At 65.6% G+C, this 21,793-nt stretch carries 18 protein-coding genes; 6 read left to right on the top strand and 12 right to left on the bottom strand.

What is annotated here, in order from left to right; genetic code table 11:
* Window positions 1-26: 26 nt before the first annotated feature.
* Complete coding sequence (locus XI05_RS13540) at window positions 27-986, bottom strand: acyl-CoA desaturase (RefSeq protein ID WP_271502233.1); 960 nt, start codon at window positions 984-986, stop codon at window positions 27-29.
* A 161-nt stretch (window positions 987-1,147) separates the two neighbouring features.
* On the opposite strand from XI05_RS13540, the gene XI05_RS13535 reads away from it, so the two are divergent.
* On the top strand, window positions 1,148-2,143 hold the full coding sequence (locus XI05_RS13535; protein WP_271502231.1) for a glycerophosphodiester phosphodiesterase: 996 nt from the start codon (window positions 1,148-1,150) through the stop codon (window positions 2,141-2,143).
* Window positions 2,144-2,310: 167 nt separating this feature from the next.
* On the opposite strand, the gene XI05_RS13530 is transcribed toward XI05_RS13535, so the two are convergent.
* Window positions 2,311-4,590, bottom strand: coding sequence for a spermidine synthase (locus XI05_RS13530; protein ID WP_271502230.1), 2,280 nt, complete (start codon window positions 4,588-4,590; stop codon window positions 2,311-2,313).
* 240 nt (window positions 4,591-4,830) lie between these two features.
* On the opposite strand from XI05_RS13530, the gene XI05_RS13525 reads away from it, so the two are divergent.
* Complete coding sequence (locus XI05_RS13525; RefSeq protein WP_271502228.1) at window positions 4,831-6,441, top strand: phytoene desaturase family protein; 1,611 nt, start codon at window positions 4,831-4,833, stop codon at window positions 6,439-6,441.
* Window positions 6,442-6,727: 286 nt separating this feature from the next.
* On the opposite strand, the gene XI05_RS13520 is transcribed toward XI05_RS13525, so the two are convergent.
* Window positions 6,728-6,883 carry a Flp family type IVb pilin gene (locus XI05_RS13520; RefSeq protein WP_085968950.1) on the bottom strand — a complete coding sequence of 52 codons (156 nt, stop codon included), beginning with the start codon at window positions 6,881-6,883 and terminating at the stop codon, window positions 6,728-6,730.
* Between the two features lie 163 nt (window positions 6,884-7,046).
* On the opposite strand from XI05_RS13520, the gene XI05_RS13515 reads away from it, so the two are divergent.
* A complete protein-coding gene (locus XI05_RS13515; protein ID WP_271502224.1) occupies window positions 7,047-7,934 on the top strand; it encodes a 50S ribosomal protein L11 methyltransferase in 888 nt (295 codons plus the stop codon).
* A gap of 147 nt (window positions 7,935-8,081) precedes the next feature.
* Here the strand turns inward: XI05_RS13515 and XI05_RS13510 are convergent, their stop codons facing one another.
* Window positions 8,082-8,261 (bottom strand): hypothetical protein, encoded by a 180-nt coding sequence (locus tag XI05_RS13510; RefSeq protein WP_172787499.1) that lies wholly within the window; start codon window positions 8,259-8,261, stop codon window positions 8,082-8,084.
* A 186-nt stretch (window positions 8,262-8,447) separates the two neighbouring features.
* Between XI05_RS13510 and XI05_RS13505 the strand changes: the two genes are divergently transcribed.
* Both XI05_RS13505 and XI05_RS13500 read left to right on the top strand, forming a co-directional pair.
* Window positions 8,448-10,277, top strand: a complete 1,830-nt coding sequence (locus tag XI05_RS13505) for an aminopeptidase P family protein (RefSeq protein WP_271502218.1) — start codon at window positions 8,448-8,450, stop codon at window positions 10,275-10,277.
* 300 nt (window positions 10,278-10,577) lie between these two features.
* Window positions 10,578-11,855: a multidrug effflux MFS transporter gene (locus XI05_RS13500; protein ID WP_271502215.1), complete on the top strand. Its 1,278-nt coding sequence runs from the start codon at window positions 10,578-10,580 to the stop codon at window positions 11,853-11,855.
* A gap of 167 nt (window positions 11,856-12,022) precedes the next feature.
* Here XI05_RS13500 and ppdK read toward each other — a convergent pair whose 3' ends face one another.
* Entirely contained in the window at window positions 12,023-14,962 is a 2,940-nt protein-coding gene (gene ppdK / locus XI05_RS13495; protein ID WP_271502212.1) for a pyruvate, phosphate dikinase, read from the bottom strand.
* Between the two features lie 96 nt (window positions 14,963-15,058).
* On the bottom strand, window positions 15,059-15,214 hold the full coding sequence (locus XI05_RS13490) for a DUF3096 domain-containing protein (protein WP_008562090.1): 156 nt from the start codon (window positions 15,212-15,214) through the stop codon (window positions 15,059-15,061).
* Between the two features lie 221 nt (window positions 15,215-15,435).
* Between XI05_RS13490 and XI05_RS13485 the strand changes: the two genes are divergently transcribed.
* Complete coding sequence (locus tag XI05_RS13485) at window positions 15,436-15,792, top strand: DUF1236 domain-containing protein (protein WP_271502208.1); 357 nt, start codon at window positions 15,436-15,438, stop codon at window positions 15,790-15,792.
* 248 nt (window positions 15,793-16,040) lie between these two features.
* Here the strand turns inward: XI05_RS13485 and glyS are convergent, their stop codons facing one another.
* The 6 genes from glyS to XI05_RS13455 all read right to left on the bottom strand — a co-directional run bounded on the left by glyS (window position 16,041) and on the right by XI05_RS13455 (window position 21,729).
* Window positions 16,041-18,140, bottom strand: a complete 2,100-nt coding sequence (glyS, locus tag XI05_RS13480) for a glycine--tRNA ligase subunit beta (protein ID WP_271502205.1) — start codon at window positions 18,138-18,140, stop codon at window positions 16,041-16,043.
* Entirely contained in the window at window positions 18,140-19,078 is a 939-nt protein-coding gene (locus XI05_RS13475; RefSeq protein ID WP_271502202.1) for a glycine--tRNA ligase subunit alpha, read from the bottom strand. Before XI05_RS13475 ends, glyS begins: the two co-directional genes overlap by 1 nt.
* Window positions 19,079-19,324: 246 nt before the next feature.
* Entirely contained in the window at window positions 19,325-19,516 is a 192-nt protein-coding gene (locus tag XI05_RS13470; RefSeq protein WP_271502199.1) for a hypothetical protein, read from the bottom strand.
* A 104-nt stretch (window positions 19,517-19,620) separates the two neighbouring features.
* Window positions 19,621-20,529 carry a S49 family peptidase gene (locus tag XI05_RS13465; RefSeq protein WP_271502196.1) on the bottom strand — a complete coding sequence of 303 codons (909 nt, stop codon included), beginning with the start codon at window positions 20,527-20,529 and terminating at the stop codon, window positions 19,621-19,623.
* Between the two features lie 215 nt (window positions 20,530-20,744).
* The gene (locus tag XI05_RS13460; RefSeq protein WP_271502194.1) at window positions 20,745-21,509 is read right to left on the bottom strand and encodes a tRNA1(Val) (adenine(37)-N6)-methyltransferase; all 765 of its coding nucleotides are present in this window, start codon (window positions 21,507-21,509) and stop codon (window positions 20,745-20,747) included.
* Window positions 21,502-21,729, bottom strand: a complete 228-nt coding sequence (locus XI05_RS13455; RefSeq protein ID WP_271502191.1) for a putative signal transducing protein — start codon at window positions 21,727-21,729, stop codon at window positions 21,502-21,504. The genes XI05_RS13460 and XI05_RS13455 overlap by 8 nt, the downstream gene beginning before the upstream one ends.
* Window positions 21,730-21,793 lie beyond the last annotated feature (64 nt).

Here is a 21,793-nt window from a genome sequence, read left to right as displayed (position 1 = left end):
CCGGCCCTCGCGCCGGCCGGTGATGCTCAGCCCGCCTCCAGATCGGGTGCGGCATCGCCCGGCTGCCGCTGCATGCGCCGAGCGATCTTCTCCTCGCTCGGCACCTTGACGTCCCAGGCGAGCCCGAGCGCTTCCAGCGCGCGGATGAAGATGAAGCCGGGATCGAACTCGAACCAGCGCAGGCCGAAGGCCGCCGAATACGGGAAGGCGTGATGGTTGTTGTGCCAGCCCTCGCCCCAGGCGAGCCAGGCCATCACGCCGAGATTGCGGCTGTTGTCGTCGCGGGTGACGAAGGGCTGTGCGCCGAAGCTGTGCATGACCGAGTTGATGGCAGACATGGTTTGCTCGACCACGAACATCCGCACCACGCCGCCCCAGAGAAAGCCGGTCAGCGCACCCCACAGGCTCATCGTCGCCAAGCCGCCGATCAACGCGGGCAGCAGCAGGCCGAGGCCGACCCAGGTGTAGTAATGGCTGTTGACCGCAACCAGCCTGCGGTCCGCCATCAGGTCCGGCACGTAGTGGGCCACGTTGGGATAATCATGCGCGATCATCCAGGTCAGGTGCGCGTGCAGGAAACCGCGCAGGCGGCCGAGCACACCCTCGCCATGCAGTCGCGGCGAGTGCAGGTCGCCATCATGATCGGACAGCTCGTGATGCCGCCGGTGCATCGCGGCCCAGGACAGCATGGGGCCGCGGCCGGCCATCGAGCCCATGACGATCAGGATCGCGCTCATCGTCGTGGAGGTCGCGAAGGCGCGGTGCGTGAACAGGCGGTGATAGCCGACGGTGAGGCCGAGGCCCGTGATCAGCCAGAAGCCGAACAACAGGCCGAGCTCCATCGCGCCAATCGGACGGACCAACAACAGGCCCGGCGCAACCAGCGTGCCGATGAACGGCAGCACGTCGAAAATGATGAAATGCCGCCGCTGCATCCTGTGGAAGTGCCGGCTGCGGATGATGCGGTGATCGCGTTTCTGTTGCACGGTCGGGCTTCCAGGTCGGCTCATATGACTACATACAAGCCTGGCGGGCGCAACCCAAGCCGCGGCACCCAGGGTTTCAACAGCCGCGAAAGCCCATAGAATAGGCGAGCGACGCAAAATGCGTTCGAATCCGGTCCTTTCCGCTTGCCCCTCGAGGCCCCATGCCGTCACCTGTTACAACCATTCTGACTGTGATCTCGATTGTGATAGCGGGACAGGCCGTGGGATCCGATCTGGCCTTCGACCTCGAGGCGCATCGCGGCGGGCGGGCGCTGTTACCGGAAAACACCCTGCCCGCCTTCGCTCATTCGCTCACGATGGGCGTGGACACGCTGGAGCTCGACGTCGGCGTCACCGCGGACGGCGAAGTGATCGTCTCGCATGAGCGCGGGCTCAATCCCGATCTCGCACGGCGGCCCGACGGGACCTACATCGCTCCGCCCGGCCCGCCTTTCGTCAAGCTGCGGCTCGAGGAGATCAGGACCCATGACGTCGGCCAGATCCGCCCCGACAGCGCCTATTCACGACAATTCCCCGACCAGCGTGCGCTGCCGGGAACGCGCATTCCCACCTTGCCCGAGCTGTTCGCGCTGGTGCGCAAGTCCGCCAACACGCAGGTGCGCTTCAACATCGAGACCAAGATCGATCCGAACCATCCGGACGAAACGCTGGATCCGCAAGCCTTCGTCGCGAAGCTGCTCGGGGTAATCGAGACCGAAGGATTCTCCGATCGCGTCATGATCCAGTCGTTCGACTGGCGGACTCTGCTTCTCGTCCAGCAGCAAGCGCCGAAGATCCCGACCGTGTACCTGACGCTCCAGCGCGGCTCGGCTCCGACGGTGGCGCTCGACAAGGCGACGAACTGGATGGCGGGGTTCAGGCCGGCCGACCACGGCGGCTCGCTGCCGCGGACGATCAAGGCCGCCGGCGGCGCGATCTGGTCGCCCAATTTCGGCGACGTGACCGCGGCGCTGGTTTCCGAGGCCCATGCACAGGGACTTCGCGTCGTGGTCTGGACGGTGAACAAGCGTGAGGACATGGCGCGGATGATCGAGATCGGCGTCGACGGCATCATCTCGGACAGGCCGGACCTGCTGCGGCAAGTCGCCGGCGAGAAGGGGATCGCGTTGCCGGCGGGGACGCCGGTGGCGCCGTAGATCTCGTGTCCCGGACGCGGCGCAGCGCGTAGCGGTGCGGCGCAGAGCCGGGACCCAGCAAGCCGCGCGATGGGCCCCGGCTCTGCAGCGCACCGCACCGGACGATGCTTCCCATCGCCGGGGAAGCCTGCGCTGCGTCCGGGGCACCAGACCACTCGTGGCGCCCCCTACTCCCCGTCCTTCCAACGCCGATATAGCGCGCCCAGGATGTTGGAATAATCGTCGGTCCAGACCCGCGCCCTGTCGTCGGCTTCGGTCTGCTCCCATTGCTTGGAGGACGCGAGCCTGCCGACATCGGCCTCCTCGCGCGCGGAGATGACGACGTCGGTGGAGAAGATGTAGTCACCATCGCGCCCCGAATCCTCGTTGAAGACCCAGCTCTTGAGATCGTTGGCATCCGCAATGCCGACCACGACGGTCTCCAGATCCAGATGCCGGTTGGAGACGTGCATCACCACGGCACCGTGCGGCGCGAGCTTGTCCTTGTAGATCTTCATCGCCTCTTCGGTCGCAAGATGGATCGGGATCGCATCGGACGAATAGGCATCGACGATGATGAGATCATAGGCGCCATCGGGCTCCTTGGCGAAGGTGAGGCGCGCATCGCCGATGACGGGCTTCATGTCCGGCATGCAGCTCGAGATGTAACGGAAATTCCTGGGGTCACGCGCCGCGTCGACCATGGACTGGTCGATCTCGAAAAAGGTCCAGTTCTCCCCTGGCTCGGCGGCGCAGGCGAGCGTGCCGGAGCCGACGCCGATCGCGGCGACCTTCAGCGGCGCGCCCTTGCGCTCGCGGATCGCGCTGACGGCCTGACCGATGCCACCGTCCTTGTGATAATAGGTGATCGGCTCGGGCTTGCCTGCGACCGGCGTGCCGTCATTGTTGCGGAAGCGCTCGGCGCCATGAATGGTGGTGCCGTGCATCAGCACATGGAAATAGCCGCCCGGCGTCACCACGATCTTGTGCACGCCGAAGAAGCTGCGCACGGTCGTGACGCGGCCCTCGTCTGCGGGATAAACGCGGATCAACGCCAGCGCCAGCGCGACGGTGGCAAAGATCTTCCAGCGCCCGGCATTGAGGATCAGCGCGAGCAGCGCGGCGAGCACGCCGACGGCGCCGGCGACCCAGACGCGATGATCCTCGAACCAGGTCGAGAGGCCGCCCGCCGTGTATGACGGCGCGATGAGCGCCAGTGCGAGCGCGGCGAGCGCCAGCCAGTACCATTTGACGACGCCACCCAGCCGCTCGTTCGCGGACGGACGGCACAGCGCGGCAAGCGCGATCAGGATCGGATATTCGGCGATCCACGAGAAGGTGAAGGGCGCAACGAGCCCCGCGAACAAGCCACCGACCATGCCGCCGAACGACAGCGCAACATAGAAGCCGGTGAGATATCTGGCGGCAGGCCGCGTCCGCGCCAGCTCGCCGTGGCAGGCCATGGCTATGACGAAGAAGCAGAGTTGATGCCCGCCGAGCGTCAGCAGCAGGTTCTGCTCGCCGCCGAAAGCCAACAGGACGACGACGCCGGCGATCGCGACGGGCTGGAGCATCAGCATCCATTTGTGCGGCAGCAGCGGCCGCGACTGGAACACGACGACCCAGGTCAGCAGGTACAGCGAGAGCGGCAGCACCCACAAAAGCGGCGCCGCTGCGACGTCGGTCGAGATGTGCGCGGTGACGGCGATGAGCAGGCCCGAGGGCACGGCGGCGAGGAAGATCCAGCGCAGCCGTGTCAAGAGGCCTGGCGCGGGTTCATTCACGTCCTCGGCCCGCGCGTCGGCCACGGCCAGCTTCGGCGAACGCAACAACAGCACGCCGCAGGCGCCGATGAGGAGGATCAGCAGGCCATACCCACCGGTCCAGAACCGGTTCTGCATCTGCAGCGTGAACATCGGCTCCAGCAGGAACGGATAGGACAACAGTGCGAGGAAGCTGCCGATATTGGAGGAGGCGTAGAGGAAATAGGGATCATGGCCGGCCGGATGGCCGGTGCGGACGAACCAGGCCTGCAGCAGCGGATTGTTGGCGGCGAGCGCGAAGAACGGCAGCCCGATCGAGACCGCGAACAGGCCGAGCAGCCAGATCGCGTAGCCCGAAGCCGGCGGCTCGCCATAGGCAGAGGCGATGCCGAGCGGCAGCGTGGCGAAGGCGGCGAGCAGCAGCAGCAGATGCACCGCCACTGGGACGATCCGGTTCCGTGCCTGCATCAACAGATGCGCATAGGCATAACCGGCCAGCAGCAGCGACTGGAAGAACACCATGGCCACCGACCACACCGCCGGCGAGCCGCCGAGCCGCGGCAGTACCATCTTGGTGAACAGCGGCTGCACCGAGAACAGCAGCAACGCGCTGACGAAGATCGCAGCGGTGTAGACCGTCAGCAGCAGCCGGTTGCGCGACGACGACGGCTGCTCCGTGGCGGCGGGTTGCACGATCGAATCCATGAATGCTCCGGCTCAAACCCGGCGGGCGCCGGACCGCGCGCAATGGAGCACAAGGCGCCTGAACGGGCAATAAAGTGTGGCGTGATGTTGCAGCAAGGAATGCTTGATATAGAGATGTCATTCCGGGGCGCCTCGGAGAGGCGACCCCGGAACCTCGAGATTCTCCGGTGCGGAGCCCGCACCATAGTTCGCGCTTCGCGCGGCCCGGAATGACCGTAGGCAGAACGATTCGAATCCCTCATGACCGAAACCGACGTCGTCATCATCGGCGCAGGCCATAACGGCCTCACCTGCGCGGCCTATCTCGCGATGGCGGGTCTGCGCGTGCGCGTGGTCGAGCGGCGCAAAGTGGTCGGCGGTGCGGCGGTGACGGAGGAGTTTCACCCCGGCTTTCGCAATTCGGTCGCGGCCTACACCGTGAGCCTGCTCAACCCGCAGGTGATCCGTGATCTCAGGCTCGCCGAGCAAGGCCTGCGCATCGTCGAGCGGCGTGCGCAGAATTTTCTGCCCGCGCCGGATGGCAGCTATCTCCTCACCGGCGAGGGGCGGACGAAAGCCTCGGTGGCGCGGCTCAGCGCGCGTGATGCGGAAGCCCTCGACGGCTTCACGCGCGAGCTGGAAGACATTGCCGACGTGCTCAGGCGGTTCGTGCTGCGCGCGCCGCCGAACCTGCTCGACGGCTTCGGCACCAACGCGATCCGCGAAGCGGTGAATGCATTGCAGAGCGCCAACATTCTGCGCGGCCTGACGCTGGAACAAAGCCGCAGCCTGCTCGATCTGTTCACGCGCTCGGCCGGCGAGATGCTGGACGAACGTTTCGAGCACGATCTGGTCAAGGCGCTGTTCGGCTTCGACGCCATCGTCGGCAACTATGCCAGCCCCTACGCCGCCGGCTCGGCTTATGTGATGCTGCATCACGCCTTCGGCGAGGTGAACGGCAAGAAGGGCGTCTGGGGCCACGCCATCGGCGGCATGGGCGCGATCACGCAGGCCATGGCACGCGTGGCACGCGACCGCGGCGTCGTGATCGACACGGATGCCGGCGTCCGCGAGGTCATCGTCGAGCGCGACCGCGCCGTCGGCGTCGTGCTGGAGAACGGCTCTGCGATCCGCGCGAAATATGTCGCGGCCAATGTCAATCCAAAGCTGCTCTACACGCGCCTGATCGCGGCCGAGGCTCTCCCGGCGGACTTCCTCGCCCGCATCCGGCACTGGAAGAACGGCTCCGGCACGTTCCGCATGAACGTGGCGCTGGATCGCCTGCCCTCCTTCACGGCGCTATCGGGCGAGGGCGATCACCTCACCTCCGGCATCATCCTGGCGCCGAGTCTCGGCTATATGGATCGCGCCTGGCTCGACGCGCGCGCCCAAGGCTGGAGCCGCGAGCCCGTGGTGGAGATGCTGATCCCGTCGACGCTCGACGACACGCTGGCTCCGGCCGGCAAGCATGTCGCGAGCCTGTTCTGCCAGCATGTCGCACCAAGGCTTCCCGATGGCAGGTCCTGGGACGACCATCGCGAAGAGGTCGCCGATCTCATGATCGCGACGGTGGACAAATATGCCCCGGGTTTTGCGGCGAGCGTGCTCGGCCGCCAGATCCTGTCTCCGCTCGATCTCGAGCGGCAGTTCGGGCTGCTCGGCGGCGACATTTTCCACGGCGCGCTGACGTTGAACCAGCTGTTCTCGGCGCGGCCGATGCTGGGCCACGCCGATTATCGCGGGCCGCTGAGAGGCCTCTACCATTGCGGCTCCGGCGCCCATCCCGGCGGTGGCGTCACCGGCGCGCCCGGCCACAACGCGGCGCAGGCGGTCCTGCGGGATCACCGCTCGCTGTTCGGAAGCCGTGGATAGGCCTGTGGATGGGTTGTGGACAGGCTGTCGAAAGGTCTGGGACCGGCCAGAGGATGTCCGGGCGAGACGGTCGGGGGCGATCCTGCGGAAAGCCTGTGGAAAATCGGCGGGCAATCACGGAAAAAGTGGTGGACAGGGTCCGGACAACCACGCGGATAAGCTGTGAAGCCGCTTGGGAAACCGCGAACCCCAAAAGACCTCGCCCACCAGGGGGAAACCCCTAGCGGGCGGTGATCAGGAATAGCCTTTGAAGAAAATAGCCCCCGCTTTGAAATGGCGGCGGAAATTACTTCAAGGAGGTGCTAATCGAAGTGAACTTCTCGTTCATGGTGGTGCCCAGGCCGTTCACCACGGTAATGATCGCCAGGGCGATGCCCGCGGCGATCAGGCCGTATTCGATCGCGGTTGCACCGGACTCATCCGACCAGAACTTCTGAATCATGCGCTTCAAGAGTCGCCTCCGTTTCAATTCCAAGCTGTGTTGGCTTGCTGACACATCCGGAAATATACGGAACCCACGCTACGGGCGGGTTAACCTGCGAAGTGCAACTTGTCCGGAAATTCACCCGCAAAAGTTCTAAAAATTGAACTCAACGGAACCCTGAATGCAGCCTTCCCCCACCCATCGCGCCAGTTTTTCGATCGGCAGCGAAGCCGACGCCAAGCGCGTCGTCGATGTGCTCACCGAGGTGTTTTTCGACGGCGATGCGGCGGTCGCCGCCTTCGAACGGCCCGACGGACAATGGGACGTGACGCTGCATTTCGCCGATGCGCCGGATCAGACATGGCTAGCCGAACTCGTTGCAACTTCAGCAGGAAATGAGATTGCGGCGACGCTCGTCTTCGACACCGTCGAAGCCAAGGACTGGGTCAAGGCCAGCCTTGAAGATCTCGTCCCGGTGCCGGCCGGGCGCTTCGTGGTACACGGCAGCCACGATCGCGACCGTGTGGCGCCGAACAAGCTCGCCATCGAGATCGAGGCGGCGCTCGCCTTCGGCACCGGTCACCATGGCACGACGCGCGGCTGTTTACTTCTGCTTGACCATGTCCTGAAGAGTTCCCGCCCGAGGAACCTGCTCGACCTCGGCACCGGCACAGGCGTGCTGGCGATCGCAGCCGCAAAGGCGCTGCATCGCGCGGTGCTGGCCTCCGACATCGACCCGCCCTCGGTGCGGGTGGCGGCTGAGAACGCCACGCTGAACGAAGTTGGCAACCATGTGCGGGTGATCCGCGCCACCGGCTTTGCCGCGCCGGATTTTGCGCGTGCGGGGCCGTTCGACCTGGTGCTCGCCAATATCCTTGCCAATCCGTTGCGGCAATTGGCGAGCCCGATGGTGCGGCACCTTGCGCCTGGCGCCCGCGTCATCCTCTCCGGCCTCTTGACGCACCAGGCGCCCGCCGTGATCGCCGCCTACCGCGCGCGCGGCCTCGTGCCGGTGAAGCATCTCAGGATCGAGGGATGGAGCAGTCTGTTGCTGCGGAAGCTCTCGTAGGGCCGGCAATGCGACTTGCCCGCCGTAGCTCGAAGAGCGAAGGCGGAAGCTTGCCCACCATTCTTTCTACAATCGCATCATTTTACAATCGCGGAATGACGGTGGGCACGGCGCTCTGCGCCTTTGGCCACCCTACAAAATCTCGCGCTACTCCGCGGGCTTCTCGTCGCGGCGTGACGCGCGTTGCCCCTGCAAGGCACGCCTCGCGCGGCGCTCGGCGAAACGGTCGATCATCTGGCTGATGAGGCCGCGCGGCTTCTTCGGTGTCGGAGTTGTCGGGGCGCGGCGCGCCGGCGGCGAAATCTTCTCAAAGGTGAACGCTGGCATCGTGTGTCCCCTCGCCGTTGAGATGAACCACCTGCTCGAATTTCCCTGTCATCCGGACGAAGCGCAACTGCCGCATCCTTTACTCCACTCAACTCGAATGGAACTATTCAAGCACAGTCCATGCCAGATGCGCCGCAAATGCGTCTACATTGCGGACTGATCCCCATGATCCTAAAGTGATCCACCATGTTCGAAGCGCACTTCCAGACATTCGAGGAGCCGGAGGCCGGCGTCGCGTTGGCGGCACGGCTGGCCGCACTTCGCGAAGAGCTCGCCCGTCGCAAGCTGACCGGCTTCGTCGTGCCACGTGCCGATCAGCAGCAGAACGAATATGTGCCGCCATCGGAAGAGCGGCTCGCCTGGCTGACCGGCTTCACGGGCTCGGCGGGGCTAGCAGTGGTTCTGCCGCATGAGGCAGCACTGTTCGTCGACGGCCGCTACACGCTGCAGGCCGCCAAGCAGGTCGACGCCAAGGCGTGGGTGGTGGAATCGCTGATCGACCCGCCGCCGGAGAGCTGGGTGGCGGCGCATCTGAAAGCCGGCGACCGCCTCGGATTTGATCCGTGGCTGCACACTTTTTCGGCAGCCGAACGATTGTCCGCAGCCTGCGCCAAGGCCGGCGCCGAGCTGGTCGCCGTGGACAGCAACCCGATCGACGTAGTCTGGCAGGACCGGCCGCAGCCGCCGCTTGCCCCCGTCGCCGTGCACAGCCTCCAGTATGCCGGTGTCCCTGAAGCGGAGAAGCTGACGCAGATCAGGGCCGAGATCGCCAAGCTCGGCACCGATGCGCTGGTGCTGTCGGACAGCCACGCAGTGGCCTGGACCTTCAACATCCGCGGCGCCGACGTCGCCCATACCCCGCTGCCGCTGTCCTACGCCTTGGTGCCGAAAGACGGCCGTCCCACCATCTTCATCGACCACCGCAAGCTCTCCAACCTCACACGCGACCATCTCGAGCAGTCCGCCGACGTGCGCGAACCGGACGCCATGGCGCCGACGCTGATGGCGCTGGCCAAGAGTGGTGGATCGATCGCGCTCGACAATGCCACCGCGGCCGACGCACTCAGCCGGCTGATCACGGGCGCCGGCGGCAAGCCGGTGCGCGGCAGCGATCCGGTTGCACTGCTCAAGGCGGTCAAGAACGCGACCGAGATCAAGGGCACCAAGACGGCTCATTTGCGCGACGCCGTGGCGCTGGCGCGCTTCCTCGCATGGATCGATCGCGAGGCGCCAAGCGGTAAGCTCACCGAGATCGACGCGGTCGAGGCGCTGGAAACCTTCCGCCGCGACACCGGCGCGCTCAAGGACGTCTCGTTTCCCACCATCTCCGGCACCGGCCCGAACGGCGCCATCGTGCATTACCGCGTCACCCGCAAGAGCAACCGGCGGATCGCGTCCGGCGATCTCCTGCTGATCGATTCCGGCGCACAATATGAAGACGGCACCACCGACGTCACGCGCACCATGGCGGTGGGCGAGCCGACGGACGAGATGCGCGACCGCTTCACCCGCGTGCTGCGCGGCCACATCGCGATCGCGCGCGCCGTCTTCCCGGACGGCACCACGGGCGCGCAACTCGACACGCTGGCGCGGCAATATCTCTGGGCCGCCGGGCTCGATTTCGAGCACGGCACCGGCCACGGTGTCGGCAGCTACCTCTCGGTGCACGAAGGACCGGCGCGAATTTCGAAGCTCGGCACGACGCCGCTGAAGCGCGGCATGATCCTGTCCAACGAGCCCGGCTACTACAAGACCGACGGCTTCGGCATCCGTATCGAAAACCTCGAGCTGGTCGTCGCCGCCGAGGTCAAGGGCGCCGAGAAGCCGATGAACGCGTTCGAGACGCTGACCCTGGCGCCGATCGACCGCCGCCTGATCGATGTCGCGATGCTGAGCCGCGACGAGCTCGAGTGGCTGAACGCCTATCATGCCCGCGTGAGGGACGACGTGCGGCCGGCGCTGGACGAGGCGACGAAGGCCTGGCTCGATCAGGCCACGGCCGAGCTGAAGGCGTAGTGCGCATAGCGCCACGCGGATTGTGCAAGGCTGTTACGACACGATAGGTGTCATGCCCGCGAAGGCGGGCATCCAGTACGCCGCAGCCCCTCGATCAATCATTACCGTCTCTGGAATACTGGATTCCCCGCCTTCGCGGGGAATGACACCGAACTTTCAGCACGAGCGAAGCGCCCAATCGGTCGCCATCGTGCCCTCATCATAACCGTCCCAAAATCCGAATAGCCGCATTCCGAATCGCCGATATCGGTCTTGCATGGGCACGCTACAGTCGATTCGAATTCGGACGACGGACGACATATGCACGGCATGATCAGCGGGCCGCCAGGCGCGGCGACGAAAAACATCGCGACCTCGCGCGTGGTGTTGCTGCTGCTGGTCGTGATGACCGGGGTCGCGCCGATTTCGCTCTACATCCTGGTTCCGGCACTGCCGGTGCTGGCGACGAATTTCGGCAGCGACATCTCGATCGCGCAGATGACGGTGTCGCTCTACATGGTCGGCATCGCGCTGTCGCAGCTGATCATGGGGCCGCTGTCCGACCGGTTCGGGCGGCGCCCTGTGCTGCTGGGAGGGCTGGCGCTGATGGTGGTTGCCAGCATCGGCTGTATTTTTGCCGAGACCCTGCCGCAATTGATCGCCGCACGCTTCTTCCAGGCGCTCGGCGGCGCATCCGGCATGGTGATCAGCCGGGCCATCATCCGCGACATCTACGAGCGCGACCGCGTCGCCTCGATGATCAGCCTCGTGGTCGCGGCGCTGATGATCGGGCAGATGGTCTCGCCGCTCACCGGCGGCCTGATCGAGACCGCGTTCGGCTGGCGCGCGATCTTCTACGCCATCACCATCGCCGCCATCGCCGTGGCCGTCGGTATCGCCTTCGCGCTGCCCGAGACCCGCCGCAGCCGCAGCGCCGGCAGCGGCTTCCGCGGCGATATCGGCACGCTGATCCGGAGCCGCGCCTTCGTCGGCTATGTGATGTGCCAGGTGCTCGCGTCCCAGATCATCTTCACCTTCGCCGGCGGCGGGCCCTACATCGTGGTGACGCAGATGGGCCGCAGCAGCGCCGAATACGGCGCCTGGTTCGCGACAACGGGCTTTGCGTTTCTGGTCGGCAATCTGCTCTGCGTGCGCTTTGCGCCGCGCCATTCCCTGGAGAAGCTGATCTGGTTCGGGCTCGCCCTGCAGCTCTGCGGCAGCCTTGCGAACCTCTTCTGGAGCTTCGTCGGCTGGAACGAGGCGCCCGCCTGGCTGTTCGGCACCCAGATGATCGTGATGGCCGGCAACGCCTTCGTGATGGCGAATTCCGCCGCAGGCGCCATCAGCATCCGCCCCGAAGCGGCCGGCACCGCCTCGGGCGCGATGGGCTTCCTGCAGCAAGGCATTGGCGCGCTGATGTCGCAATTCGGCGCCTATCTCGGCGGCCACTCCGCAACGACGCTGCCGCTGACATCAGCGGTTCTGGCGATTTCCCTGCTCTGCGCCGGCGTGATGATGTTCGTCGTGCCCCGCCGCGAGATAGTGCCGAGCGAGGCGCTGATCGAGCAGGCCGAGGAGGACGAGACGGGTATGATGTGAGGGGCGCCGTGTAGAGTGCCTCTGCGGAAGGATTCTGGATTGCTTCCGCCTTCCGAGGCTTCGGCGGACAAGTCGCTGCGCTCGCAATGACGACGCGGAGAGAGCAGTTCGAAAAATGAGAGGCGGGGCTGGGCCCCGCCTCTCTCAACTCAAATCTGCGCTTTGGCCTACGCCTGGCTCGCGATCGCCTTGCCGAGCGCTGCCTGCGCCGCTGCAAGCCGCGCGATCGGCACGCGGTAGGGCGAGCAGGAGACGTAGTCGAGACCGATATGGTGGCAGAAGGCGACGGAGGCGGGATCGCCGCCGTGCTCGCCGCAGATGCCAACCTTGAGCGAGGCGCGGGTCTTGCGGCCGCGGGCGACGCCGATCTTCACCAGCTCGCCGACGCCTTCCTGATCGAGCGAGATGAAGGGATCGACCGAGAGGATGCCCTTCGCGACGTAGGGACCGAGGAAGCTCGCCGCGTCGTCGCGGCTGATGCCGTAGGTCGTCTGCGTCAGGTCGTTGGTGCCGAACGAGAAGAACTCGGCCGACTGCGCGATCTCGCCCGCGAGCAGGCAGGCGCGCGGCAGCTCGATCATGGTGCCGACCTGATAGCCGAGCTTGGTGTTGGTCTCGCGCATCACGGCCTGTGCGGTGGCATCGATGCGCGCCTTGACCAGATCGAGCTCGGTCTTGGTCGCGATCAGCGGCACCATCACCTCCAGGCCGACGGCCTTGCCGGTGCGCTTCTGCGCCTCGACCGCCGCCTCGAAGATTGCGCGGGCCTGCATCTCGGCGATCTCGGGATAGGCGATCGCGATGCGGCAGCCGCGGAAGCCGAGCATCGGGTTGAACTCCGAGAGCTCGCGGGCGCGGTCGGCGAGGCGCCGCGGGTCGGTGTTCATGGCGCGCGCCACTTCCTCGACCTCGGCATGGGTGTGCGGCAGGAACTCGTGCAGCGGCGGGTCGAGCAGACGGATCGTGACGGGCAGGCCCTTCATGATCTCGAACAGCTCCACGAAGTCGGCGCGCTGCATCGGCAGCAGTTTTGCGAGCGCGGCCCGGCGCGACTGCTCGTCCTCGGAGAGAATCATCTCGCGCACCGTGCGGATGCGCGTCTCCTCGAAGAACATGTGCTCGGTGCGGCAGAGGCCGATGCCTTCGGCGCCGAACTTGATCGCGGTGCGCGCGTCGTCCGGCGTGTCGCCGTTGACGCGGACGCCGATCTTGCGAACCTGGTCGGCCCAGTTCATCAGCGTGCCGAACTCGCCGGAGAGCTCCGGCTCGATCATCGGCATGCGGCCGGCGAGCACCTGGCCGAGCGAGCCGTCGATGGTGATGACGTCGCCGGTCTTGAAGGTGCGCGATCCGATGCTCATGGTGCCGCGGCCGTAATCGACGCGGATGGTGCCGCAGCCGGAGACGCAGGGCTTGCCCATGCCGCGCGCGACCACCGCCGCGTGCGAGGTCATGCCGCCGCGGGTGGTCAAAATGCCTTCGGCGGCGTGCATGCCGTGGATGTCTTCCGGGCTGGTCTCGATGCGGACCAAAATCACTTTACGCCCGTCGCCCTGAAGCTTGGCAGCTTCATCCGAGGAGAACACGATCTCGCCGGAGGCCGCGCCCGGCGAGGCCGGCAGGCCGGTGGCGATCACGTCGCGCTTGGCGTTGGGATCGATGGTCGGATGCAGCAGCTGATCGAGCGAGGCCGGATCGATCCGCGTCACCGCTTCCTTCTTCGAGATCAGGCCCTCATTGGCGAGCTCGACCGCGATGCGCAGCGCCGCCTTGGCGGTGCGCTTGCCGCCGCGGGTCTGGAGCATCCAGAGCTTGCCCTGCTCGACCGTGAACTCCATGTCCTGCATGTCGCGGTAGTGCTTCTCGAGCAGCGTGTAGATCCGCGTCAGCTCCTTGAACGCTTCCGGCATCGCCGCTTCCATCGACGCCTTGTCGGAGCCGGACTCCTTGCGCGCCTCCTCGGTGATGTCCTGCGGCGTGCGGATGCCCGCCACCACGTCCTCGCCTTGCGCGTTGATCAGGAACTCGCCGTAGAGCTTGCTCTCGCCGGTCGAGGGGTTGCGGGTGAAGGCAACGCCGGTGGCCGAGGTTTCGCCCATGTTGCCGAACACCATGGCCTGCACGTTGACCGCGGTGCCCCAGGATTCCGGAATGTCGTGCAGCTTGCGGTAGGTCACCGCGCGCGCGTTCATCCAGGATGAGAACACCGCGCCGATCGCGCCCCAGAGCTGGTCGTGCGGATCCTGTGGGAATTCCTTGCCGGTCTCGCGTGCGACCGCATCCTTGTACTTGCCGACCAGCTCGACCCAGTCCTCTGCGGACAGATCGGTGTCGAGCGTGTAGCCCTGGCTGTCCTTGAAGGTGTCGAGAATTTCCTCGAAGTGATGATGCTCGAAGCCGAGCACCACGTCGGAATACATCGTGATGAAGCGGCGATAGCTGTCATAGGCGAAGCGACGGTCGCCCGACAGCTCGGCCAGCGCTTCCACGGTCTGGTCGTTGAGGCCGAGATTGAGCACGGTGTCCATCATGCCCGGCATCGAGGCGCGCGCGCCGGAGCGCACCGAGACGAGCAGCGGGTTCTTGATGTCGCCGAACACCTTGCCGGTCAACTTGCCGACATAGTCCAGCGCCTTCTCAACCTGCGGCTTCAGTTCCTTCGGGTAGGTCTTGTCGTGATCGTAGAAGTAGGTGCAGACCGAGGTCGGGATGGTGAAGCCGGGAGGCACCGGCAGGCCGAGATTGGCCATCTCGGCGAGGTTGGCGCCCTTGCCGCCGAGCAGGTCGCGCATCTCCGAGCGGCCCTCGGCCTTGCCGTCACCGAATGTGAACACCCATTTGCCGGCCTTGGCCGCTGCCGGCGCCGCCTTGGCGGGCGCAGCCTTCTTCGGCGCGGGCTTCGCGGCGACCTTCGGCGGAGCGGCCTTGGTGACCGCCTTCACCGCAGGCTTTGCAGTGGGCTTGGCAGCGGCTTTGGCGACCGGCTTCCGCGCGCTCTTGGCCAGCGCCTTGCGGGCTGGCGGCGCTGCCTTCGCGGCGGCGGAGGGCTTTGATTTCGCTGGGATTTTCGCTGGGATTTTCTTGGGCTTCGAGGCGGCTTTGGCCATAGCTTGCACACAACCTGCGAGAGGAATGGGAAATCGCGGGCCTTACACCACTTTGGGCGGGCCCGCGCAAGACGGACAGTTCCGAAAAGTGAACGCCTAGAAGCGGAGCCACTTCAGGAGCCCGAGCCCGATCGCGCCGTTGACGATGAGGAAGATCGCGACGATGAGGTTGAGAAGCCGCGGCATGATCAGGATGAGCACGCCCGCAATCAACGACAGGATCGGCGAAATGTGGGCGACGGTGATGTGCATGAACTATCTTTCTGTGAGGTGAGGCGAATCGCGCGGATGATACCCGGCTGGGTTCCGGGAGTAGAGATGCGCAAGCGAGCTTGCGAGTTCCCGGCCTCACGAAAACTGCCCGAAATTGCCGCGAATGCGGCAGGCCTTTTCCCGGAACATTGGCTTTAGGCACGCATTGGCAACCGGTCGCGCCGCTGGCGCGCCGAAGAATCACGTCGAAGGAGTTGTCCATGCGGAACAGGATTCTTGCTCTCGCAGCGCTTGCGGCCGCCGCGACCAGTGCGCCCCTTGCCGCGCAGGCGCAAAGCGATGTCACGATCGGACGCGCGCCCGCCGTGGTCGACAGCGCGCCGACGATTGCGGTCGAACAGCGGCCCGCCTTCCGCGAATATGTCGTCGAACAACGTGTGCCGCCCTTCCGCATTCCGGATCGCGTGGTGGTCGGCACCACGTTACCCGAGGCAGGCGTCACTTATTATGACGTGCCGCAACGTTTCGGCGCCACGACCTATCGCTACACCGTCGTGAACGGCGAAACCGTGCTGGTCGAACCGCGCTCGCGCCGCATCGTCGAGGTGCTGGACTAACAACGCTGCCGCTCCGTTCGATGTCCGGCGCGTCACATCACAGGCTGGCGCGAGCAGTGTTAGATCGGACATCAGGCCCCGCCCGGTCCTCCCCCCGCCGGGCGGGGCTTTTTTGTTCTGTCATTCCGGGCGCGCCACTTGGCGCGAGCCCGGAATCCATTTGTCAGCATAATGCGCGGCACGATGGATTCCGGGCTCGCGCTACGCGCGCCCCGGAATGACAGCGGTGTTTGCGCCGCGGCCGCGCCTCAATCCTGGATCTTCGAGAAATCCGCCACCGCACGCGTGGCGCTGCGGATCTCGTTGAGGAGCTTCAGGCGGTTTTCGCGCACCTTCGGATCGTCGTCGTTGACGCGCACCTTGTCGAAGAAGGCATCCACCGGCGGACGCAGCTTTGCCATCGCGCTCATCGCTGCGGCGAAGTCTTCCTTGGCCACCGCAGCGCTGGCTTCCGCCTTGACCTCACCGATCGCTTTGGCCAGCGCCTTCTCCTCCGCGAGGCTGTAGAGCGCGGCATCGGGCGCGCCGTCGAAGCTGCGCTTGTCCTTCTTCTCCTCGATCGCAAGGATGTTGCTGGCACGCTTGGTGCCGGCGAGCAGATTCTTGCCGTCGTCAGAGTCGAGGAATTTGCCGAGCGCCTCGACGCGGCGGACGATCATCAGGAGATCGTCCTGGCCGCCGAGCGCGAACACGGCGTCGACGAGATCGTGGCGTGCGCCCTGCTCGCGGAGCTGGACTTTGAGGCGGTCGGCGAAGAAGGCGAGAAGATCGCTCGGAAGCTTCGAGGTATCGGCTGGCTCCACCGACAAGCCCGCGAGCGCGGATCCCGCCATCTTCATCAGCGACAGACGCAACGCGTTTTCGGCGATCAGCCGGATCACACCGAGCGCTGCGCGACGCAACGCATAGGGGTCCTTGCTGCCCGTCGGCTTCTCGTCGATCGCCCAGAACCCGACCAAGGTATCGATCTTGTCCGCAAGCGCCACGGCAACACTAACCGGATCGGTCGGCACGCGATCGGCGGGGCCCTGCGGCTTGTAGTGCTCCTCGCAGGCCGCGGCGACGGAGGCGTCCTCGCCCTGCGCCAGCGCGTAGTACTTGCCCATCAGGCCCTGGACCTCCGGGAATTCGCCGACGACTTCAGTCAGCAGATCCGCCTTCGACAGATGCGCGGCACGCGTCGCCGTGCCAACATCGGCGCCGACCAGCGGCGCGATCTCCGCGGCCAGGCGCTCGATGCGCTTGATCCGCTCCGCCTGCGTGCCGAGCTTCTCGTGAAACACGATCTGCTCGAACTTCGGCAGCCGGTCCTCGAGCTTGGTCCTCAGATCCGTCTCGTAGAAGAACTTCGCATCGCTCAGCCGAGCGCGGATGACGCGCTCGTTGCCGGCGATGATGGTCGCACCACCATCGGTTGCCTCGATATTGGCGACCAGGATGAACTTGCTCGCGAGCTTGCCCGTCTTGGGGTCGCGCACCACGAAGCACTTCTGGTTGTTGCGGATGGTGGCGCGGATGACTTCGTCGGGAGTCTTCAAGAACTCCGGCTCGAACGAGCCCATCAGCACGACCGGCCATTCGACGAGGCCGGCGACCTCGTCGAGCAGGTTCTGGTCCTCGACCAGCTCAAAACCTTGCGCGAAGGCGAGCTGCTTGGCGTCGGTGAGGATGGCGTCTTTGCGGCGCTCGGGGTCGAGCACGACTTTCGCGGCAAGAAGCTTGGCCTCGTAGTCCTCGAAGCGGCGCACCTGGACTGGCGCCGGCGCGAGGAAGCGGTGGCCGTAAGTGGTCTGGCCGCTCTCAATGCCATCGACCTCGAACTTCACGACATCGGGCTCTTCGGTCTCCAGCCCGAAGGTCGCGGTGATCGCGTGCAGCGGACGCACCCAGTTCAGCGAGCCGGGTTTGCCCGAGCGCGCGCCCCAGCGCATCGATTTCGGCCAGGGAAAGGTGCGGATGATGACGGGCAGGATTTCCGCGAGCACGTCGTTCGCGTCGCGGCCGGGCTTCTCGATCAAGCCGATGTAGAAATCACCCTTGGGGTCGCGCTGGATTTTTGCTTCCTCCAGCGACTTCAATCCCGTCGCTTTGAGGAAGCCCTGCACGGCTGCCTCAGGCGCGCCGACTTTCGGGCCGCGCCGCTCGGTCTTCAGATCAGGCTGGCGCGCAGGGATGCCGTGCACGGTGAGCGCAAGGCGCCGCGGCGTCGCAAACGCCTTCGCGCCCTCGTAGACCAGGCCTTCGGCAACCAGCTTGTCGGTGACCATGCGGCGGAGATCGTCGGCCGCCTTTCCTTGCATGCGCGCGGGGATTTCTTCCGAGAACAGTTCAAGCAAAAGTTCGGGCATCAGGCCGCTCCGCCCGCTTCAGTGTGGATCCAGGCCTCGCCGCATGCCTTGGCCAGCTCGCGCACGCGCAGAATGTAGCTCTGCCGCTCGGTCACCGAGATCACGCCGCGGGCGTCGAGCAGGTTGAAGACGTGGCTCGCCTTGATGCACTGGTCGTAGGCGGGCAGCGCCATCAGATGCTGTTTCCGGCTGCTGCCGTCGCGCCAGCCGGCGTCGAGATATTTTTTGCAGGCCGCTTCCGCCATCTTGAACTGCTCGAACAGCATCGCGGTGTCGGCGACTTCGAAGTTGTGCTTCGAATATTCGCGCTCGGCCTGCAGGAACACGTCGCCATAGGTAACCTTGGCATCGCCCTCGCGGCCGTTGAAGTTGAGGTCGTAGACGCGGTCGACGCCCTGCACATACATCGCGAGGCGCTCGAGCCCGTAGGTGAGCTCGCCCGCGACGGGGGCGCATTCGAAGCCCGCGACCTGCTGAAAGTAAGTGAACTGGCTGACTTCCATGCCATCGCACCAGCATTCCCACCCGAGACCCCAGGCGCCCAGGGTCGGGCTCTCCCAATCGTCCTCGACGAAGCGGATGTCGTGCACGGCGGAATCGATGCCGATCGCGGCGAGCGACTTCAGGTACAGCTCCTGAAGGTTCGGCGGCGACGGCTTCATGATCACCTGGAACTGGTAATAGTGCTGCATCCGGTTCGGGTTCTCGCCGTAGCGGCCGTCCTTGGGCCGGCGCGAGGGCTGCACATAGGCGGCGTTCCAGGGCTTTGGCCCGAGCGCGCGTAGCGTGGTCGCCGGATGGAAGGTGCCCGCGCCCATTTCCATGTCGTAGGGCTGCAGGATCACGCAGCCCTGCTCGGCCCAGAACCGCTGGAGCGCGAGGATGAAGCCCTGGAACGAGCGTTCCGGGCGCATATGGGCGGGCAATGAGGCGTCCATCGTCAGATCAGGCTCTCGCGGGGGGTTTTGAATCGCGCGGGACCGTATCGACGGCGGGGATGGGAATCAAGGCGAAGGGGGTGGAAATGGCCGTCATTCCGGGGCGCCCGCAGGGCGAGCCCGGAATCCATTGCGCCGCTCGCTCTGTGGTTCGATGGATTCCGGGTTCTCGCGTAGCCTGTCATCGGGCCGCGCTTCGCGCGGACCCGGTGGCGAGCCCCGGAATGACGATCGAGCGGAAGGTCCCTATCCCGGCCGGTAAGCTCCGGTCACGGGGTCACGCTTCAGCGTCGGGATATCCCCCATGCGGGCGGCTTCAGCGACGCGCGACAGGCGCATCTCCTCCAGTTCCTGGTTGATCCGGACAGCGGTCTTGTAGGCCCAGCGGACCACGGCAAGCCCGCCCAGGACGCCCGCGAAAGCGACGAACGGCGGCATCGGTCGATCCTCGTCTCATGCTCAGCCCCCACACGCATTGTTGCGCAGATGGACCTGCGCCGCAATTGGTGCTGCCCGGGCGAAATGGCGCGGGAGCGCGAGCTCTAGAACCCGAATTTCGCCCAAATCGCCCGCGTTTCGACCGCCGAGATCAGTTCGTCCGGCAGCCCGCTTATCGATTCCAGGGCTGAAAGCTGCCCCGCACCGGGCGATTTCCGCCCCAAAAAGCCGGAGAGCAGCCCGGTCGGCTGCGCGATCACGGGGGTGAGAACCTTCTCGCCATAGCGGGCACGAAGAGTTGAGCGGAGATCGCCGATGCCGTCGGCGAGCCCCAGCGCGATCGCGCTTTCGCCCGCCCAGTATTCGCCCGTGAACAGCGTGTCGTCGGCTCCCTTCAGCCGGGCGCCGCGGCTCTCCTTGACCAGCGAGATGAAGATCTGGTGGATCTCGCGCTGGATCGCCTTCAGTCTCATGACGTCGTCGGGGTTTTCCGGAAGGAACGGGTCGAGCATCGCCTTGTGCTCGCCTGACGTGTAGAGGCGCCGCTCGATGCCGAGCCGCCTGATCGCCTCCTGAAAACCGAAACTGCCGCCGACCACGCCGATGGAGCCGAGGATCGAGGAGGGATCGCAGATGATCTCGTCGCCGGCGCAGGCGATCATGTAGCCGCCGGAGGCCGCGACGTCCTCGACGAACACGAGCACCGGCAGCTTCTTCTCCGCGGCAAGCTGCTTGATGCGCAAGAAGATCTGGCGCGACTGCACCGGCGAGCCGCCGGGCGAGTTGATCACCAGCGCCACCGCCTTGGCGTGACGATAGGAAAACGCGCGCTCGAGCACCCGCGCGACGCCGGCAAGCGTCAGGCCCGGACGCAGCGGCGTCACCGCACCGATCACACCCGACAGCCGCACCACCGGCACGACCGCCGTGCCGGGACGAAAGCGCGCCGGCAGATATTGCATGAGCTTGTCGGCCAGGCCGGAACTCTCACGATCGTTCAATTGTTCGTCCATGGCCTTACCTCTGATTAACCATTTCTTATCACGCGAGTGTCATTGAAAGTGCCTGGAACGTGTTTTGCAGAATCCCCGTTGGGAAGCTGCAATAGGCAGCGGAGGAAACGCCATGAAGATCTATCTGCTGTTGCTGCTGATCGGTGCGCTTTTCACGGCGATTCGCTTTACGTCCCCGCAAGAGCAGCAGACGGAATCGCTTCCGCAGTAAGCCGTCACGGCTCCGCCAGCGGCAACGCCGCCCTCCCCTCCAGAATATCCCGCACCTCTTTTTTAGGCACGTTTGACTCCTCGTTAAGCATGAGCCCGGGCAGCAATCGCGTCGGTGCCCGGCCGCCTTTGAGTGCGCGCACCAGCACGCGGATCGCGGGCTTTCCCGCTTCGCCATGAACCGGCAGGATCGCAAGGCTGCCGAAGCCGCGTGACAGCGCTGCCATGACGTCGCCGATTCCGTCCGCGCGCCAGATCAGAGTCAGCACACCGCTCGAACGGAGAATACGCCGGGCCGCATGCACCCACGCATGCAGCGTCTCCTCTGTCGCCACATGCGCGATGTGACGCGCCTGATCCGGTGAGCCGCGATGGCGTGCGGGATCGTTGAAGGGCGGGTTCATCAGCACGGCGTCGGCGCTGTCGGGCAGAAGTCCGTTCGCTGCAAACGCCTGCGCATCGGCGGTGACGTCGAGCACGATGACCTCGGCGGCGATCGCGTTCGCCGCGGCGTTGGCCCGCGCGAGCTCCGCCAGTTCCGGATCGATCTCGACCAGGCTGAGCCTGATCCCCGCGACGCGGCACGCGAGCGCGAGCCCCGCCGTACCGATGCCGGCGCCAAGGTCGACCACACGGTCCCCCGCCTTAGCGTCGATCGCCGCTGCGAGCAGGACGGCGTCGTGCCCGGCGCGATGGCCGGACCGCTTCTGCATCAAGCGCAACTGCCCGCCGAGAAAGGCGTCCTCGGTAATATCCGCGGCCTCAATCATCGCCGCGCAATTCGTGGCTGAGGCCGGCTTCGGTGAGGAGCGCCCTGGCCTCCTCGGCGTCGTCCTCATGAACCAGGATCCGCCGCGGCAATATGCCGAGGGAGCCTTCGATGATGCTCATGTTCTGGTCGAGCACCAGATGGTGGATGTTGGCGCCGTCGAGCAGCGCGCCGATCGCCGACACCAGCACCACATCGTTGGTCCGAACCAGTTCACGCAAAACGCAGATCTCCTGCCTGAAAGTGGCTAACGCGGCAAATGTCAATGGTTCCGCGGGCCTTGCC

Origin of the sequence: Bradyrhizobium sp. CCBAU 11357 (assembly GCF_028128865.1) — a bacterium.
In the GTDB taxonomy this organism is placed as follows: Bacteria; Pseudomonadota; Alphaproteobacteria; order Rhizobiales; family Xanthobacteraceae; genus Bradyrhizobium.
This window is presented reverse-complemented; position numbering and strand designations above follow the sequence as displayed.

Excerpts from the sequence above, each read along its gene's own strand:
- XI05_RS13535 (WP_271502231.1), top strand. The coding sequence starts at position 1,148 with ATGCCGTCACCTGTTACAACCATTCTGACTGTGATCTCGATTGTGATA.
- XI05_RS13530 (WP_271502230.1), bottom strand. The coding sequence starts at position 4,590 with ATGGATTCGATCGTGCAACCCGCCGCCACGGAGCAGCCGTCGTCGTCG.
- XI05_RS13525 (WP_271502228.1), top strand. The coding sequence starts at position 4,831 with ATGACCGAAACCGACGTCGTCATCATCGGCGCAGGCCATAACGGCCTC.
- XI05_RS13520 (WP_085968950.1), bottom strand. The coding sequence starts at position 6,883 with ATGATTCAGAAGTTCTGGTCGGATGAGTCCGGTGCAACCGCGATCGAA.
- XI05_RS13515 (WP_271502224.1), top strand. The coding sequence starts at position 7,047 with ATGCAGCCTTCCCCCACCCATCGCGCCAGTTTTTCGATCGGCAGCGAA.
- XI05_RS13510 (WP_172787499.1), bottom strand. The coding sequence starts at position 8,261 with ATGCCAGCGTTCACCTTTGAGAAGATTTCGCCGCCGGCGCGCCGCGCC.
- XI05_RS13505 (WP_271502218.1), top strand. The coding sequence starts at position 8,448 with ATGTTCGAAGCGCACTTCCAGACATTCGAGGAGCCGGAGGCCGGCGTC.
- XI05_RS13500 (WP_271502215.1), top strand. The coding sequence starts at position 10,578 with ATGCACGGCATGATCAGCGGGCCGCCAGGCGCGGCGACGAAAAACATC.
- ppdK (WP_271502212.1), bottom strand. The coding sequence starts at position 14,962 with ATGGCCAAAGCCGCCTCGAAGCCCAAGAAAATCCCAGCGAAAATCCCA.
- XI05_RS13490 (WP_008562090.1), bottom strand. The coding sequence starts at position 15,214 with ATGCACATCACCGTCGCCCACATTTCGCCGATCCTGTCGTTGATTGCG.
- XI05_RS13485 (WP_271502208.1), top strand. The coding sequence starts at position 15,436 with ATGCGGAACAGGATTCTTGCTCTCGCAGCGCTTGCGGCCGCCGCGACC.
- glyS (WP_271502205.1), bottom strand. The coding sequence starts at position 18,140 with ATGCCCGAACTTTTGCTTGAACTGTTCTCGGAAGAAATCCCCGCGCGC.
- XI05_RS13475 (WP_271502202.1), bottom strand. The coding sequence starts at position 19,078 with ATGGACGCCTCATTGCCCGCCCATATGCGCCCGGAACGCTCGTTCCAG.
- XI05_RS13470 (WP_271502199.1), bottom strand. The coding sequence starts at position 19,516 with ATGCCGCCGTTCGTCGCTTTCGCGGGCGTCCTGGGCGGGCTTGCCGTG.
- XI05_RS13465 (WP_271502196.1), bottom strand. The coding sequence starts at position 20,529 with ATGGACGAACAATTGAACGATCGTGAGAGTTCCGGCCTGGCCGACAAG.
- XI05_RS13460 (WP_271502194.1), bottom strand. The coding sequence starts at position 21,509 with ATGATTGAGGCCGCGGATATTACCGAGGACGCCTTTCTCGGCGGGCAG.